The sequence below is a fragment of the Pseudomonas fluorescens genome, assembly GCF_902498065.1.
Classification (GTDB): domain Bacteria; phylum Pseudomonadota; class Gammaproteobacteria; order Pseudomonadales; family Pseudomonadaceae; genus Aquipseudomonas; species Aquipseudomonas fluorescens_BJ.
The window spans coordinates 950,312-963,539 of sequence record NZ_CABVIR010000001.1 but is presented as its reverse complement, the minus strand read 5'-3'; the positions used below and the strand labels follow the sequence as shown (position 1 = coordinate 963,539).

The window sequence follows — 13,228 nt, the reverse complement described above, 5'->3', positions numbered from 1 at the left end:
AGTCGTCGATACCCGGTTTGACTCACTGTTAACGGACCGCCGGTCAACTGCCCGCCACCGGGCAAGGCCCTCCCGCCTCGGCCCAGCGCTTGAATTGAGTGACGAAAATGTCGTGCGGCACCGGCACCGGCGCTCGCCCTTCACCCGGATTCCAGCCCCAGAGCACCAGTTTGTCGTCGCTGACATGCTTGATCAGCGCGGCGAAATCCCGGTCGCCGTTGCTGCTGCGATCCTTGATCATCGCGCACAGCTTGTCAGCCGGCAGGCCGATCCAGGCCATTTTGTGCGCCGCTGGCGGCAGGCTCCAGTGCGGCGCACCCGGCGGTGCATGCGGGCCGTAACTGGCCGGCGGATTGCTGTCGGCGTGGCAAGTGGCACACGGCAAACCGGCCGCACCCTTGCCATCCATGCCGCGTACGACGTTCATCGCGTGGGGAATGCCGGCGTCGAACTGCAACGGTGAATCACCGGGAATATGGCAATTCTGGCAACGCGGGCTTTGAAACACCTTCTGTACGGTATCGAAAGCCTTCAAGGCTTCCTTGTCCTCCGCGAACAGGTCTGTGGCGTAGACCGTCAGGCCGACCAGCACCACTGCGCCCAGAATCAGATGTCGTCTCATCTCACACCCCCGACAGTTGCAAGGGCAGTTCGCGCAACCGTTGCCCGGTCAGGGCAAACACTGCGTTGGCCACGGCCGGCGCCGTTGGCGGTACGCCAGCCTCGCCGATGCCGCCGGGCTTGTCGGTACTGGGCACGATATGCACTTCGACCACCGGCATTTCGTTCAGTCGCAGCACCTGATAGTCGTGGTAATTGGACTGCACCACCTGGCCATTTTTGAAGGTCAGTTTGCTGTGCAAGGTAAACCCGAGACCGAAGGTGATGGCCGACTCCATTTGCGCCGCGATGCTCAGCGGGTTGACCGCAATCCCGCAGTCCACCGCGCACACGACCCGGTGCACGCGAATTTTCAGGTTGTCCTGGGACACCTCGGCAACCTGCGCGACGTAGCTGCCGAACGACTCATGCACCGCGACACCCAGCGCATGCCCATCCGGCAATGGCGCTTTCCAATTGGCCTTCTCGACCGCCAGGTTCAGCACACCCAGATGCCGCGCATGGTCCTTGAGCAAGGTGCGTCGGTATTCCACCGGATCCTTGCCCGCCGCCTCTGCCAGCTCGTCGATCAGCGACTCCATCACGAACGCCGTGTGGGTGTGCCCGACCGAACGCAGCCACAACACGGTGATGCCGGTTTTCGGCGAATGCAGTTCCACCTGATGATTGGCCATCCCGGCAAGGTAAGGACTGTCGGCAACACCTTCGACCGACGTTTTGTCGATACCGTCCTTGACCATGGTGGCCGCAAACGCTGTGCCTTCCATGATCGACTGCCCGACCATCACGTGCTGCCATGCCGTCGGCATCCCGCCGGCGTCCAGGCCGATACGCGCCTGGTGCAGGAACGCCGAGCGGTAATAGCCGCCGCGAATGTCGTCCTCACGCGACCAGACCGTTTTCACCGGCTCGCCCGCCGCCTTCGCCACTTCGACGGCCTCGGCGACAAAGTCCGAAGTCGGGTTGGCCCGACGGCCGAAGCCGCCGCCCAGAAACTCGGTATGAATCTCGACTTGCTCGGGTTTGAGCCCGGTGATTTTTCCCGCGATCATCTGATCCAGCGTCTGGAACTGCGTACCGGTCCAGATCTCGCATTTATCCTGAGTGATTTTCACGGTGCAATTGAGCGGTTCCATCGGCGCATGAGCCAGGTATGGCACGCTGTACTCGACGTCAATGGTCTTCGCCGCTTTGCGCAAAGCGCCCTGCGCATCCCCGGCCTTGCTCGCCGAAGTGCCCGGCGTGGCGGCGAGTTTGCGGAAGCTCTCCAGCAGATGTTGAGTGTCGAGCCCGGTGTTCGGCCCCAGATCCCAATCGATCTTGAGTGCATCGCGCCCCAGTTTCGCCGCCCAGTAATGATCGGCAATCACGGCGACGCCCGTCGGCACTTGCACCACTTTGTGCACGCCCGGTATCGCCAGCGCTTCGGCGCCTTCATAGGATTTGACGCTGCCGCCGAACACCGGCGCGCGGGCAACCATCGCGGTCATCAGGCCGTCGAACTGCACGTCGATCCCAAACCTGGCTCGACCGGTGATTTTCTCCGGCGTGTCCAGGCGTTTGGTGGGTTTACCGATGACCTTCCAGTCTTTCGCTTCCTTGAACGTGATCGACGCCGGGTCCGGTGCCGGCAACTTGCCCGCATCATCGGCCAGTTCGCCGTACGTGGCGCGGTTGTCGCCGGCAATCACCACACCCGACTCGGTGCGGATGGCCGAAGGTGCGACATGGAAGCGCTGGGCGGCAGCGTCGATCAACATCAACCGCGCCGCTGCGCCTGCCTGACGGTAGCGATCGAACTCCATCCAGGTCGAGGTCGAACCGCCGGTGATTTGCATCCCGCCAAACCCGGCCAGACCATAGTCGGCGGCCGAGGCCGGGGAATGTTCGACGCGGATTTTCGACCAGTCGGCGTCCAGCTCTTCAGCGATGAGCATGGTCAGACCGGTCCAGATGCCCTGGCCCATTTCAGAATGGCCGAGCAGCACGGTGACGCTGTTGTCGTTACTGATTCTTAAAAACGCGTTCGGTGCGAAGACGTTGCCCTGATTCTCGGCGCCCATCGCAAAACGGTGGGCGCCGGGGATGACAAAGGCGATCACCAGCCCACTGCCCAGCACTGCGCTGCCCTTGAGAAACCCACGGCGTGATAACGGATTGCTGCTGTTCATGGCGTATGCCTCCCATCAACCGATGTCGGCGGCGCGTTTGACCGCGGCACGGATCCTGGGGTAGGTGCCGCAGCGGCAGATGTTGCCGGAGAGCGCCTGGTCGATGTCGCTGTCGGTGGGTTTAGGGATCTTCGCCAGCAGCGCCGCCGCCGACATGATCTGCCCGGACTGACAATAACCGCACTGGACCACATCGAGTTCTGCCCAGGCTTGTTGCACCGGGTGCGAACCGTCGGCAGACAGGCCTTCTATGGTGAGGATTTTTTGCCCATGGGCCACCGCCGTGGCGGGCGTGATGCAGGAGCGCAACGGCGCCCCGTCGACATGCACGGTGCAGGCGCCACACTGGGCCATGCCGCAACCGAATTTGGTGCCGGTCAGGTGCGCGACATCGCGCAGGACCCAGAGCAGCGGCATGTCCGCGGGGACGTCCAGCGCCTGATCCTTGCCATTGATATTGAGGGTCAGCATTGCGAATTCCTCAGGTTCACGGTGACGCCGTTTGTGTCGGTGGGTCGGCGTTATCCTTTCAGCTAAGCGCAAAATGCCGGGCGAGACCGGTTCATCGACCACCGGTCACACACAGACTACCGAGAAACTGTAGGAGCGAGCTTGCTCGCGATGGTCTAAAGGACGCCGCGTTTTTCCAGACAACACGCGTTATCGTTAGCGACCATCGTGAGCAAGCTCGCTCCTGCAGTGGCATCAAGCATTTAGAAGTCGGTTGACACTGACACCTCACGCCACATCTGCAATTCGCTGGCGACAAACGCGTTTTTGCCTTCGATCGCCGCGACGCAGTCACTGCCCAGCGGCAGGCGCAGCGGTGCTTTTTCCGCATCGACCAGGGTGATCATGACCTGGGCCAGTTTGTCCGGATCACCGGGCTGATTCAGGGTCACGGCTTTGGCGATCTTGCGCACTTCACCGGCAGTGCTGTCGTAGTCGGCAATCGACGAAGGCGACTCCACCAGCGAATTGCCTTCAAGGAACTCCGTGCGGAAGTAGCCGGGCTCAACGACGGTGACTTTGATGCCCTGCGGCTCCAATTCGGCATGCAGCGCTTCACTCAAGCCTTCGACGGCGAACTTGGTCGAGCAGTAAACGCCGAAACCCGCCCCCGACCTGTAACCACCCACCGACGACAGGTTGATCACATGCCCGCTGCGAGCGGCGCGCATGTGCGGCAGGACGGCACGCGTGACGTTCAACAAGCCGAAGACATTGGTTTCGTACAGGCGCCGCACTTCATCGGCACTGGCTTCTTCCACCGCGCCCAACAGACCGTAACCGGCGTTGTTGACCAGCACGTCGATGCGTCCGAAGTGCTCGATGGCAGCCTTGGCGACCGCAATGCCCTGTGCTTCGTCGGTGACGTCGAGGGTGACGGCCAGCAAACCGGCTTGATCGCCAAAACGCTGAGTGATGCTGCTGGCATCCCGGGCGGTGGCAACCACGGCGTCACCGTGGGCCAGTGCAGCGGCGGCGATTTTTGCGCCGATACCGCGAGAAGCGCCCGTGATGAGCCAGATACGTTTGAAGGTGTTGGACGTGGTCATGAGCGTATTCCTTGTGTGCAATGGGGGTAGGCACAAGGTACGCAGGATGATTGCCCGTAAAAATGCCCTCGTGTTACAAGCACTATGAAACGCTCTTTCATAATGGCGCCCCGATGAATCACGATCCTTTCGATGGCTTGACCGAGTTTCTGGCGGTGGCCGAGCACAAGAGTTTCACCCTGGCCGCAACACGCTTGGCAGTGACTCCCACCGCTGTCAGCCATGCGATCAAATTACTCGAGCGCCGCACGGGCGTGTTGCTGTTCCAGCGCACCACGCGCCGGGTGGCGTTGACCGAAGCCGGGGCCAGCCTGTTTGCGCGGTTGCGGCCAGCGGCCAGTGAAATCGATGAGGCGCTGAAGGGGCTCAGCGGGTTTCGCGATCAGCCCATGGGCACGCTGCGCCTCACCGCACCGCGGCTGTCCGGCGCCTTGTTGATCGAGCCGCTGATTCCGTTGTTTCGCGAGGCTTATCCGCAAGTCACTCTCGACATTTCCCTCGATGACGCCACGGTGGACCTGATGGCCGGCGGCTTCGATGCCGGGATCCGGCTGGGCGAGTCGATCGAAAAAGACATGATCGCGGTGCGCCTCACGCCCGACCTGCAATGGTCGGTGGTGGGTGCGCCGGAGTACTTCGCCAAGGCCGGCAAACCGGCCAGCCCTGAAGACTTGACCCGTCATCAATGCATCGGCTTTCGTTTCTCGACCTCGGGGAGCGCGCATCGCTGGGAATTTCGCCGCGAGGGGCGCGACTTTACGGTGGGCGTCGCGGGCGGCGTGATCGTCAATGATCGAAGGTTGCTGGTGGCCGCCGCCCGCAGCGGTTCGGGCCTGGCGTATGCCTGTGACCTGGAGATTGCCGACGAGTTGGCGGACGGCCGACTGGAGCGAGTGCTGCAGCCGTTCGTGCCGCTCAGTTCGGCGCTGTACCTGTATTTTCCCAGTCGAACCCAGACTCAACCGAAGCTGCGAGCCTTTATCGATCTGGCAACACGGTGGATCGCCGAACAGGGAGGCCTTAAACCCTCGGTTTGAGCAATACGTCGGTGTAGCGCACCAGGAACAGTCCGAACGCGGCACACCAGAACAGGGCGGACAACGCCAGTGCGCCCCCGGAGAACGGCACCAGAAACACCCGGCACAGGCCGGCGATCAACAGCAGGATAAACCCGACCACAATCGTTTTCGACGGCTGCAACAACCGCCCGGTATGACCGAGGCTGACCCGGGCACTCATCGCCAGGATCAAGCCACCGATCCCGCCGACAGCCAGAGAATGCGTGGCCAGACTTTGTTGCGGCATTGCACCCGCGTGCCATAGCGCCATGGCCAGCGCGGCAATCGCCAGCCACGCATACGCCAGATACAACGACCACAGCAGCGGCACCCGCCAGATCCCCCGGTCATGCCAACGCCACAGGCGCAGCAGGTGCAACCCGCCGAGCAATAAAAACAGGGCCGCGAGCCACCCTCGTGGGATGTCGTTCAAACCACCGGCAAAGGAAACGGCGGCCAGCAAACTGCCCGCCAGCAACACTCTGGTTTGCAGCGGATGCACAGGGCTGGCCGCAGGACGATTCAAACCGCGTTGAATAAAGAACGGAATCACGCGCCCGCCAATCACACTCATCAACGCGCCGATCAACCACACGGCCGCGAGTACACCGCGCCGTTGCAGGCCGACGTCATCGGTCGAAATCCCCCACAGCGTCATGGCCTGAGTCGCGGCCAACAGCGCGACGACCAGCAGAATCGGATAGTTGTCGCGTTTGCCGGCAGCCACAAGGTCCCGACCCAGCACCCATGCCAGCAACGGCAGAAAAGGTAGTTGCAGCGCAATCAACGCAACGCCGGGAATGGGCATCAGCCACGCCAGTCGCGCCAACAGCCATACCAGCAGCAGACCGATCAAAGGCCAACCGTTGAGCCCCGCACGCCCGGTCCAGTTCGGCACCGCCGTGAGCAGGAACCCGGCGATGATCGCCGCTGCGAACCCGAACGGCATCTCATGCCGATGCCAGCTCAGCATGCCGCCGACCGGTTGCGCATCCGGCAAGCGTCCGTACAACCACACGGCCCAGATCGCCACGGCGATGGTTGCAAACCCGGCGCCGGCCAGGAAAAACGGGCGAAAGCCAAGGCTGAACAGCGGTGCGGCAGCGAACTGTCGCATCAGGCCACCGCCCTGACCAGACGACTGCCCAACCGATGCTGGGCCAGCAGGCGCATGACGTAGCCGATCTTGATCAGGGTCGGGCCGATGATGGTCATGGAATGCATCGAGACCAGCACCACGATCGGCAAATGTCCGGCGTAAAGATAAGCGCCGTAGATCCCCGCCAGTAGCAGCGCCAGGCCCGCGCCCAGGACTTTGCTCGACAGCTGCAGGACGTTCTGAGGATTGCTGAAGTAAGCGAACATTTTTCCGTACTCCCGAATCGAACCAGTTGTACGTTAGTTACTTCAGGTTTCGTGCCAGGTTCATCACACCTGTAAATCAGTGGGTTAGAGCGTATGCAGTCAATTTGACCCAAACGAATAATAGTCAATATGACACCTAAAGACGTCATATTGACTGCACGAAAACTCACACCATCTAAAAGCAAACCAATATCATTTGCACACAGCAGAACCTTTTGTTTTAATCGCGACCAATTCTTATTTGCAACCACGGCGCCGGTCGCCCATGGATATCTGTTCACGATGATGGTCGCCGATTCTTCCAGCGTTCAGAACCTCTACGTCACTCATCACCGCTGGCTGCATGAGCTGCTGCGCCGTCGCTTGAGCAATGCGTTCGATGCCGCCGACCTGGCCCATGACACCTTTATCCGCGTGCTCAAGCGCCCCCAGGTGTTCGATTGCGAAAGCCGCGAGCGCTCCTACCTGGCCACCATTGCCCGGGGCTTGTGCATCGATCACTGGCGGCGTCGGCAGCTGGAACAGGCGTGGCTTGAGACGCTAGCTGCACGCCCGCAGGCGGTTCAGCCGTCGCCTGAGCAACGGGCAATCATCGTCGAAACCTTGTACGAAGTGGACGCCATGCTGCTGCGTCTGCCCAAGCGCGTGCGCGATGCCTTCATCCTCGCCCAGCTGCACGGCCTGCCCTACCGCGCCATCGCGGAAGAAATCGGCGTGTGCGAGCGCATGGTGAAAAAGTACCTGGCGCAGGCACTGATGCACTGCGCGATACTTGAGGCCGAACTCGATGGCCTGTTGATCGAGTAACGCCATGCCCTCCCTTTCTTCCAACGCGATCAGCCATGCCAGCCTGGAACAGGCGGCGCAATGGTATGTGCAACTCAACGATCAGCACGTCGGCGAACAGGAACGTCAGCGCTGGCAAGCCTGGCTGGCGCAAAGTGGTGATCATCAGGCGGCCTGGCGCTATGTCGAGCGCGTTGGCCAGCGCTTCACCGCGCTGCAGGCTGATCACCCGCAGGCCGCCGGTCTTGTTCTGCGCAATACCGCGCGCTCGCCGATCAGCCGCCGGCAGACCGTCAAGAGCCTGCTCATCCTCGCGTCGGGCGGGCTACTGGGCTGGAGCGCCTGGCGGGAAACCTCGCTGCCGGACGCTCTGGGCCGATGGACCGCCGATCTTTCTACGGGCACCGGCGAAACCCGGGAAAGCCTCCTCAGCGACGGCAGCCGCCTCTGGCTTAACGCCCTCAGCGCGCTGAATGTGCGTTTCGACACCACGCAGCGCCTGCTGCTATTGAGTGCCGGGGAAGTGTTGATCGATACCGCCAAGGACAGCCGCCGAGCGTTTCTGGTACAGACCACCGAAGGCCGGATGCGCGCGCTCGGCACTCGTTTCAGCGTGCGCCAGGAACAACAGCGGACATTGCTGAACGTCTACGAGGGCGCGGTCGAAGTTCGAACGACGGCAGGCCAGGTGCAGGTGGTCGAGGCCGGACGACAACTGGCGTTCACGCAAAACCACACACCGCCCTCCACCGAAGCAGCGGCGGGCCGCGAAGCCTGGCGCCGCGGTCTGTTACTGGCGGACAACCTGCCACTGGGGCAGTTGATCGAAGAACTGAGCCGCTACCGTACGGGGCATCTGGCGTGCGACCCGGCCATCGCCGGTTTGCCGGTGATGGGCTCGTTTCCGCTCAAGGACACCGATCAAGCCTTGCGCCTGCTGGAAGCGGCGTTACCGATACGCGTCGAAAAAACCATGGACTGGTGGGTCAACGTCGCGCCAAAAGCGTGAACCCAAAACATTTCAACGCCACAGTTCCCTTTTTGGTTTTTCGTTCGGTTAACCCTGTGAAGCCCTTCAATTGCCGATCGATCTGATTCCAGGGAACAGCCTTTTGCGCGACTCCTTCGCTCGCACGCGTTTTGCCTTGCGCCCGTTGGCACTGGTCCTTCCGATCGCGTTGCTGAGTCTTGCCCCGACCTTCGCCCACGCCGAAACCGCCGACGCCAATGAACAGTCAGGCAGCCAGAAGCGCTATTACGTGATCGCTGCCGGCTCGTTGGTCAGTGCACTCAACCGTTTTGCCGAACAGGCGGGGATATTCCTCGCCGGCCGCAACGAACTGGCGAGGGATAAACACAGCCCGGGGCTTGAGGGCGAATTCACCGTGCAACAGGCCTTGCAGCGTTTGCTGCAAGGCAGTGACTTGCAAGCCCAGCCTCAGGGTGACCGCGGCTATGTCCTGCAGGTCGCCCCCACGGCGGATCGGCCGCTGGAACTGGGCACCACCAACGTTTCCGGCCAAGTGCCCGGCGCCATCACCGAAGACAGCCACGCCTACACCCTTGGATCGACGTCTTCAGCGACCGGGCTGTCGCTGTCCTTGCGTGAAACACCGCAATCGGTGTCGATCATCACCCGGCAGCAACTCGACGATCAGGGCTCCACCAGCATCGCCGACGCCCTGCGCCGTGTGCCTGGCGTCAGCGTGCAGAACTACGACAGCGAGCGTTGGGAGTTCTCCAGCCGTGGCTTGCCGATCACCAATTTCCAGTACGACGGCGTCAACACCGACTACGACGGCGTCTACGATTACGGCACCACCAGCACCGACATGGCGACCTTCGATCGCGTCGAAATCATCAAGGGCGCCACCGGTCTGATGACCGGCTCGGGCGACCCATCGGCCACCGTCAACCTGGTCCGCAAGCGCCCGACCAAAACCTTCAAGTCCTCGATCACCGGCGCCGTCGGCTCCTGGGACAACTATCGCAGTACCGGTGATATGGCTGGCCCGCTGACCGAGAGCGGCCACGTGCGCGGGCGTTTCGTCGGTGCGTATCAAGATCGCAGCGCCTACCTGGACAACTACCGCAACACCCGCGACATCGCGTACGGCATCCTCGAGGCCGACCTGACGCCGGGCACCCTCGTGACCTTCGGTATCGACCAGCAAAATACCCGCTCCCGTGGCGCCAGTTGGACCGGTTTCCCGATGTACAACAGCGACGGCTCGCGGACGCACTTTTCCCGTTCGTTCAACCCGGCCACCGACTGGAGCCGGCGCGACTTCACCAACCAGACGATTTTCGCCTCGGTGGAACAGCAACTGGCGAATGACTGGACGTTAAAGGTCAGCTACGACCGCAAGCATCGACAACACGACACCTTCCTCGCCTCGGCCAGCGGCGGCCATCCGGACCCGCTCACCGGCAACGGCATGTTTATGTACATGGGCCGGTTCAAGGGCGATCAGTTGCAGGACAACCTCGACGTCAACTTCACCGGCCCGTTCAGCCTGGCGGGCCGCGAGCATGAGTTGATCGCCGGTTTCGTGACGATGCACACCCGTCAGGACATTCCGGTGCACGGTTCGACTTACCCGCCCTTGGGCGGCAGCATCTTCGACTGGCGCGGCGAGTTCGCGAAGCCGGACATTGCCAGGGTCGGCGACAACGACATCGTCCAGCGTCAGACCGGTGCCTACCTGGCCACCCGACTCAGGCCAACCGACGACCTGGCGGTGATTCTCGGCGCCCGGGTCAGTCAGTTCACCGCCAACGATGAGCTGGACTACATCGACCCGAACACCCGGGATGTGCACGACAGCTACCGCCAGACCGGCGTGGTCACCCCGTATGCCGGGCTGATCTACGACCTCGACGACACCTGGTCGGTGTACACCAGCTACACCAGCATCTATCAGCCGCAGATGAGCAAGGACGCCGAGCGCAAACTGCTCGAACCGGTGCACGGCGACAGCTACGAGGCCGGGCTCAAGGCCGAATTCCTTGACGGGCGCCTGAACGCCAGTTTCGCGGTGTTCCGTATCGAGCAGGACAACGTTGCCGAGTACGTCAGCGGCGTCGATACCGAGTCGGTGTACCGCCCAGTGCAAGGCGCCACGACCAAAGGCTTTGAAGTCGAAGTGGCCGGTGAAGTGATGGAAGGCTGGAATCTGTCGGCCGGCTACAGCTACAGCCACACCCGCGATGCCAAGGGCGATTACGTCTACGGCTCGATCCTGCAAACCACCGCGCCGGAACAGGTAGTTCGGGTGTTCAGCACCTACCGGCTGTCAGGGTCGTTGGAAAAACTCACCGTCGGCGGCGGCGTGAACTGGCAGAGCGAGTTCTTCGGCCATGTGTTCCAGCCCAACCCCAATGACTCGGTCAACTTCGGCCAGTCTTCGAAGATCACCCAGCAAAGCTATGCCCTCGTGGACGTCATGGCGCGTTACCGCTTCAACGATCACCTGAGCACCACGCTGAACGTGAAGAACCTGTTCGACCAGACCTATTACACCGGGCTCGGCAACTTTGGCACCGGGTTCTACGGCGAACCTCGCAACGTGCAACTGACTACCCGCTGGGATTTCTGATCGGCAAGTTGTCGATCTACGGTACTTCCGGACCACTGCGGGCTGACTACGCTGAACGTTCAGCACGAGTGACCCGTGGAGAGGATTACCGCCATGCAACGCATTCAGAAACTCACGCCCTGCCTGTGGTTCGACGATCAGGCGGAGGAAGCCGCGAGGTTTTACTGCTCGGTGTTCGATCATTCAAAAATCACCGCCACGACCTACTATGGCCACGCCGGCTTCGAATTCCATGGCCGCCCCGAAGGCTCGGTCATGACGGTCAGCTTCGAGCTCGACGGCCAAAGCTTCACCGGCCTCAACGGCGGTCCGGTGTTCAAGTTCGGCGAGGCGATCTCGTTCCAGGTCAATTGCCAGACCCAGGAGGAAGTCGATCACTTCTGGGATGCCCTGAGCGCCGGGGGCGTCCCTCAGGCCCAGCAATGCGGCTGGCTCAAGGACAAGTTCGGCCTGTCGTGGCAGATCGTGCCGATCGTCCTGATGGACATGATGAAAGACCCCGACACGGCAAAATCCCAGCGCGCCATGGAGGCGATGCTACAAATGAAAAAACTCGACATTGCTGCACTGCAACGAGCCTTTGACGGAGAGAGCTAATACACTCCGGTGCTGACCTGCCGAGGACACCGACGATGAAGCCCACCGCTGGCAAAGACGCCGACAAGGCCCCACGCTTCTGGCGCGACGACGCCCTGCCCTTCATTGAGGCCCGCTCCATCGCCGACGGGCGCCAGGTCTGTTACACCCGGCATGCCCACGAGCACTTTTCTATCGGCTCGATCACCGCCGGACGCAGCACTTATATCCATGAGCAATCGGAATTTCAGGTCAGCGCCGGCACCGTGGTGCTGATGAACCCTGGCGACGTCCACGCCTGCAATCCGATCGATGACCAGCCCTGGTCGTACCTGATGCTGTACGTCGCGACGCCGTGGCTCACCGACTTGCAGCATCAACTGGGGTTCAGCAGCGACTTGGCGTTCCGGCGGTTTTCCATCACCCATACGTCTGACGCCAGCCTGTTTGTCGGCCTGAAGGCGTTGTACGAAATACTGGTCGACAGCGAGCAGGACGTACTGAGCAAACACAGCGCGGCGGTCGAGTTCTTCACTGAAGTGCAGCAACGACTCAACCCCGGCGATCAACCCCTGCGTGAGCCCAATTTCAAACTGGAGCGCGCCGCTGACTACATCCGCGACAACTGCACGCAACTGCTCAAACTCGAAGACATTTGCGACGCCGCGCAACTGTCACCGTCCTATCTGATCCGCGCCTTTAAACAGCATTACGGCATGACGCCCCACGCGTTCCTGGTCAATCGACGCATCCAGTTTGCTCAGGATCGCCTGCGCAGCGGCAAGCTGATCGCCGACGTGGCGCTGGAAGCAGGGTTTGCCGATCAGGCGCATTTTCAGCGGGCATTCAAACAGCATCTGGCGGCAACACCGGGGCAGTATCGCGGCTGAATGTTCGATCAAGGCAGTAACAGATACATCGCGCTCATCGCCAGCAACAACGCCATGATCCGGTTGAACAAGCGCATCCCCGCCGGGTTGTTCAGATAGCCGCGCAAAAAAGTCCCGGCGTACGCCCAGCAGCCGACGGACAGGTAGCAGATCACCAGATACACCGCGGCAAACTGCCAGACCAGCCGCGCCTCGCCGTCTGCGACGAACGCGCCCATGCCGGCCACACAGGCCAGCCAGGCTTTGGGGTTGAGCCATTGCATGACAGCGCCATACAGCATCGACGGCGCCCGCCCCGACTCCTTCGTGTCGAGCTGCCCGTTGTCCGCTGCCAGTTTCCACGCCATGAACAACAGAAACGCCACGCCGGCCAGTTGCACCACCCGCGTCAGCGCCGGCCATGTCTGCAACACTTCATGCAGCCCCAACCCCATCAATACCAGTAGCAACACAAAGCCCAGCGTTGCGCCGGCCACGTGGCGCTGACTGGCGCGAAAACCGAACTGCGCGCCGGAACTCAGCGCAACAATGTTCACCGGTCCCGGTGTAATCGAGGCCACCAGGGCAAACGCGGCCATAGAAATAATCAGACTCATTGCATAC

Annotated in this window: 13 protein-coding genes; 6 read left to right on the top strand and 7 right to left on the bottom strand. The window is 61.8% G+C overall.

Annotation, left to right across the window (positions count from 1 at the left end):
* Positions 1-43: 43 nt before the first annotated feature.
* The 4 genes from F8N43_RS04820 to F8N43_RS04805 all read right to left on the bottom strand — a co-directional run bounded on the left by F8N43_RS04820 (position 44) and on the right by F8N43_RS04805 (position 4,351).
* Positions 44-622, bottom strand: coding sequence for a hypothetical protein (locus tag F8N43_RS04820; RefSeq protein ID WP_150630554.1), 579 nt, complete (start codon positions 620-622; stop codon positions 44-46).
* A gap of 1 nt (position 623) precedes the next feature.
* Entirely contained in the window at positions 624-2,792 is a 2,169-nt protein-coding gene (locus F8N43_RS04815) for a xanthine dehydrogenase family protein molybdopterin-binding subunit (protein WP_150653294.1), read from the bottom strand.
* Positions 2,793-2,807: 15 nt separating this feature from the next.
* Positions 2,808-3,263, bottom strand: a complete 456-nt coding sequence (locus F8N43_RS04810) for a (2Fe-2S)-binding protein (RefSeq protein WP_045061614.1) — start codon at positions 3,261-3,263, stop codon at positions 2,808-2,810.
* Between the two features lie 242 nt (positions 3,264-3,505).
* Positions 3,506-4,351, bottom strand: coding sequence for an oxidoreductase (locus F8N43_RS04805; RefSeq protein ID WP_150653293.1), 846 nt, complete (start codon positions 4,349-4,351; stop codon positions 3,506-3,508).
* Positions 4,352-4,464: 113 nt separating this feature from the next.
* Here F8N43_RS04805 and F8N43_RS04800 point away from each other — a divergent pair, with 113 nt between their 5' ends.
* Entirely contained in the window at positions 4,465-5,388 is a 924-nt protein-coding gene (locus F8N43_RS04800) for a LysR family transcriptional regulator (RefSeq protein ID WP_150653292.1), read from the top strand.
* Here F8N43_RS04800 and F8N43_RS04795 read toward each other — a convergent pair.
* Positions 5,372-6,526: an NnrS family protein gene (locus tag F8N43_RS04795; RefSeq protein WP_150653291.1), complete on the bottom strand. Its 1,155-nt coding sequence runs from the start codon at positions 6,524-6,526 to the stop codon at positions 5,372-5,374. The genes F8N43_RS04800 and F8N43_RS04795 overlap by 17 nt on opposite strands.
* Positions 6,526-6,774 carry a transmembrane sensor/regulator PpyR gene (locus F8N43_RS04790; RefSeq protein ID WP_150639198.1) on the bottom strand — a complete coding sequence of 83 codons (249 nt, stop codon included), beginning with the start codon at positions 6,772-6,774 and terminating at the stop codon, positions 6,526-6,528. Before F8N43_RS04790 ends, F8N43_RS04795 begins: the two co-directional genes overlap by 1 nt.
* A gap of 282 nt (positions 6,775-7,056) precedes the next feature.
* On the opposite strand from F8N43_RS04790, the gene F8N43_RS04785 reads away from it, so the two are divergent.
* The 5 genes from F8N43_RS04785 to F8N43_RS04765 all read left to right on the top strand — a co-directional run bounded on the left by F8N43_RS04785 (position 7,057) and on the right by F8N43_RS04765 (position 12,625).
* The gene (locus F8N43_RS04785) at positions 7,057-7,581 is read left to right on the top strand and encodes a sigma-70 family RNA polymerase sigma factor (RefSeq protein WP_150630548.1); all 525 of its coding nucleotides are present in this window, start codon (positions 7,057-7,059) and stop codon (positions 7,579-7,581) included.
* A 4-nt stretch (positions 7,582-7,585) separates the two neighbouring features.
* Entirely contained in the window at positions 7,586-8,569 is a 984-nt protein-coding gene (locus F8N43_RS04780) for a FecR domain-containing protein (RefSeq protein WP_150653290.1), read from the top strand.
* Positions 8,570-8,672: 103 nt separating this feature from the next.
* Positions 8,673-11,159 carry a TonB-dependent siderophore receptor gene (locus F8N43_RS04775; protein WP_150653289.1) on the top strand — a complete coding sequence of 829 codons (2,487 nt, stop codon included), beginning with the start codon at positions 8,673-8,675 and terminating at the stop codon, positions 11,157-11,159.
* Positions 11,160-11,252: 93 nt separating this feature from the next.
* The gene (locus F8N43_RS04770) at positions 11,253-11,756 is read left to right on the top strand and encodes a VOC family protein (RefSeq protein WP_150653288.1); all 504 of its coding nucleotides are present in this window, start codon (positions 11,253-11,255) and stop codon (positions 11,754-11,756) included.
* 35 nt (positions 11,757-11,791) lie between these two features.
* The gene (locus tag F8N43_RS04765; RefSeq protein ID WP_150639201.1) at positions 11,792-12,625 is read left to right on the top strand and encodes an AraC family transcriptional regulator; all 834 of its coding nucleotides are present in this window, start codon (positions 11,792-11,794) and stop codon (positions 12,623-12,625) included.
* Between the two features lie 8 nt (positions 12,626-12,633).
* On the opposite strand, the gene F8N43_RS04760 is transcribed toward F8N43_RS04765, so the two are convergent.
* Entirely contained in the window at positions 12,634-13,221 is a 588-nt protein-coding gene (locus F8N43_RS04760; RefSeq protein WP_150653287.1) for a LysE family translocator, read from the bottom strand.
* Between the last annotated feature and the right edge of the window lie 7 nt (positions 13,222-13,228).

What these genes read in the sequence shown, in the direction of transcription:
- F8N43_RS04820 (WP_150630554.1), bottom strand. Translation starts at nt 622, where the DNA reads ATGAGACGACATCTGATTCTGGGCGCAGTGGTGCTGGTCGGCCTGACG.
- F8N43_RS04815 (WP_150653294.1), bottom strand. Translation starts at nt 2,792, where the DNA reads ATGAACAGCAGCAATCCGTTATCACGCCGTGGGTTTCTCAAGGGCAGC.
- F8N43_RS04810 (WP_045061614.1), bottom strand. Translation starts at nt 3,263, where the DNA reads ATGCTGACCCTCAATATCAATGGCAAGGATCAGGCGCTGGACGTCCCC.
- F8N43_RS04805 (WP_150653293.1), bottom strand. Translation starts at nt 4,351, where the DNA reads ATGACCACGTCCAACACCTTCAAACGTATCTGGCTCATCACGGGCGCT.
- F8N43_RS04800 (WP_150653292.1), top strand. Translation starts at nt 4,465, where the DNA reads ATGAATCACGATCCTTTCGATGGCTTGACCGAGTTTCTGGCGGTGGCC.
- F8N43_RS04795 (WP_150653291.1), bottom strand. Translation starts at nt 6,526, where the DNA reads ATGCGACAGTTCGCTGCCGCACCGCTGTTCAGCCTTGGCTTTCGCCCG.
- F8N43_RS04790 (WP_150639198.1), bottom strand. Translation starts at nt 6,774, where the DNA reads ATGTTCGCTTACTTCAGCAATCCTCAGAACGTCCTGCAGCTGTCGAGC.
- F8N43_RS04785 (WP_150630548.1), top strand. Translation starts at nt 7,057, where the DNA reads ATGATGGTCGCCGATTCTTCCAGCGTTCAGAACCTCTACGTCACTCAT.
- F8N43_RS04780 (WP_150653290.1), top strand. Translation starts at nt 7,586, where the DNA reads ATGCCCTCCCTTTCTTCCAACGCGATCAGCCATGCCAGCCTGGAACAG.
- F8N43_RS04770 (WP_150653288.1), top strand. Translation starts at nt 11,253, where the DNA reads ATGCAACGCATTCAGAAACTCACGCCCTGCCTGTGGTTCGACGATCAG.
- F8N43_RS04765 (WP_150639201.1), top strand. Translation starts at nt 11,792, where the DNA reads ATGAAGCCCACCGCTGGCAAAGACGCCGACAAGGCCCCACGCTTCTGG.
- F8N43_RS04760 (WP_150653287.1), bottom strand. Translation starts at nt 13,221, where the DNA reads ATGAGTCTGATTATTTCTATGGCCGCGTTTGCCCTGGTGGCCTCGATT.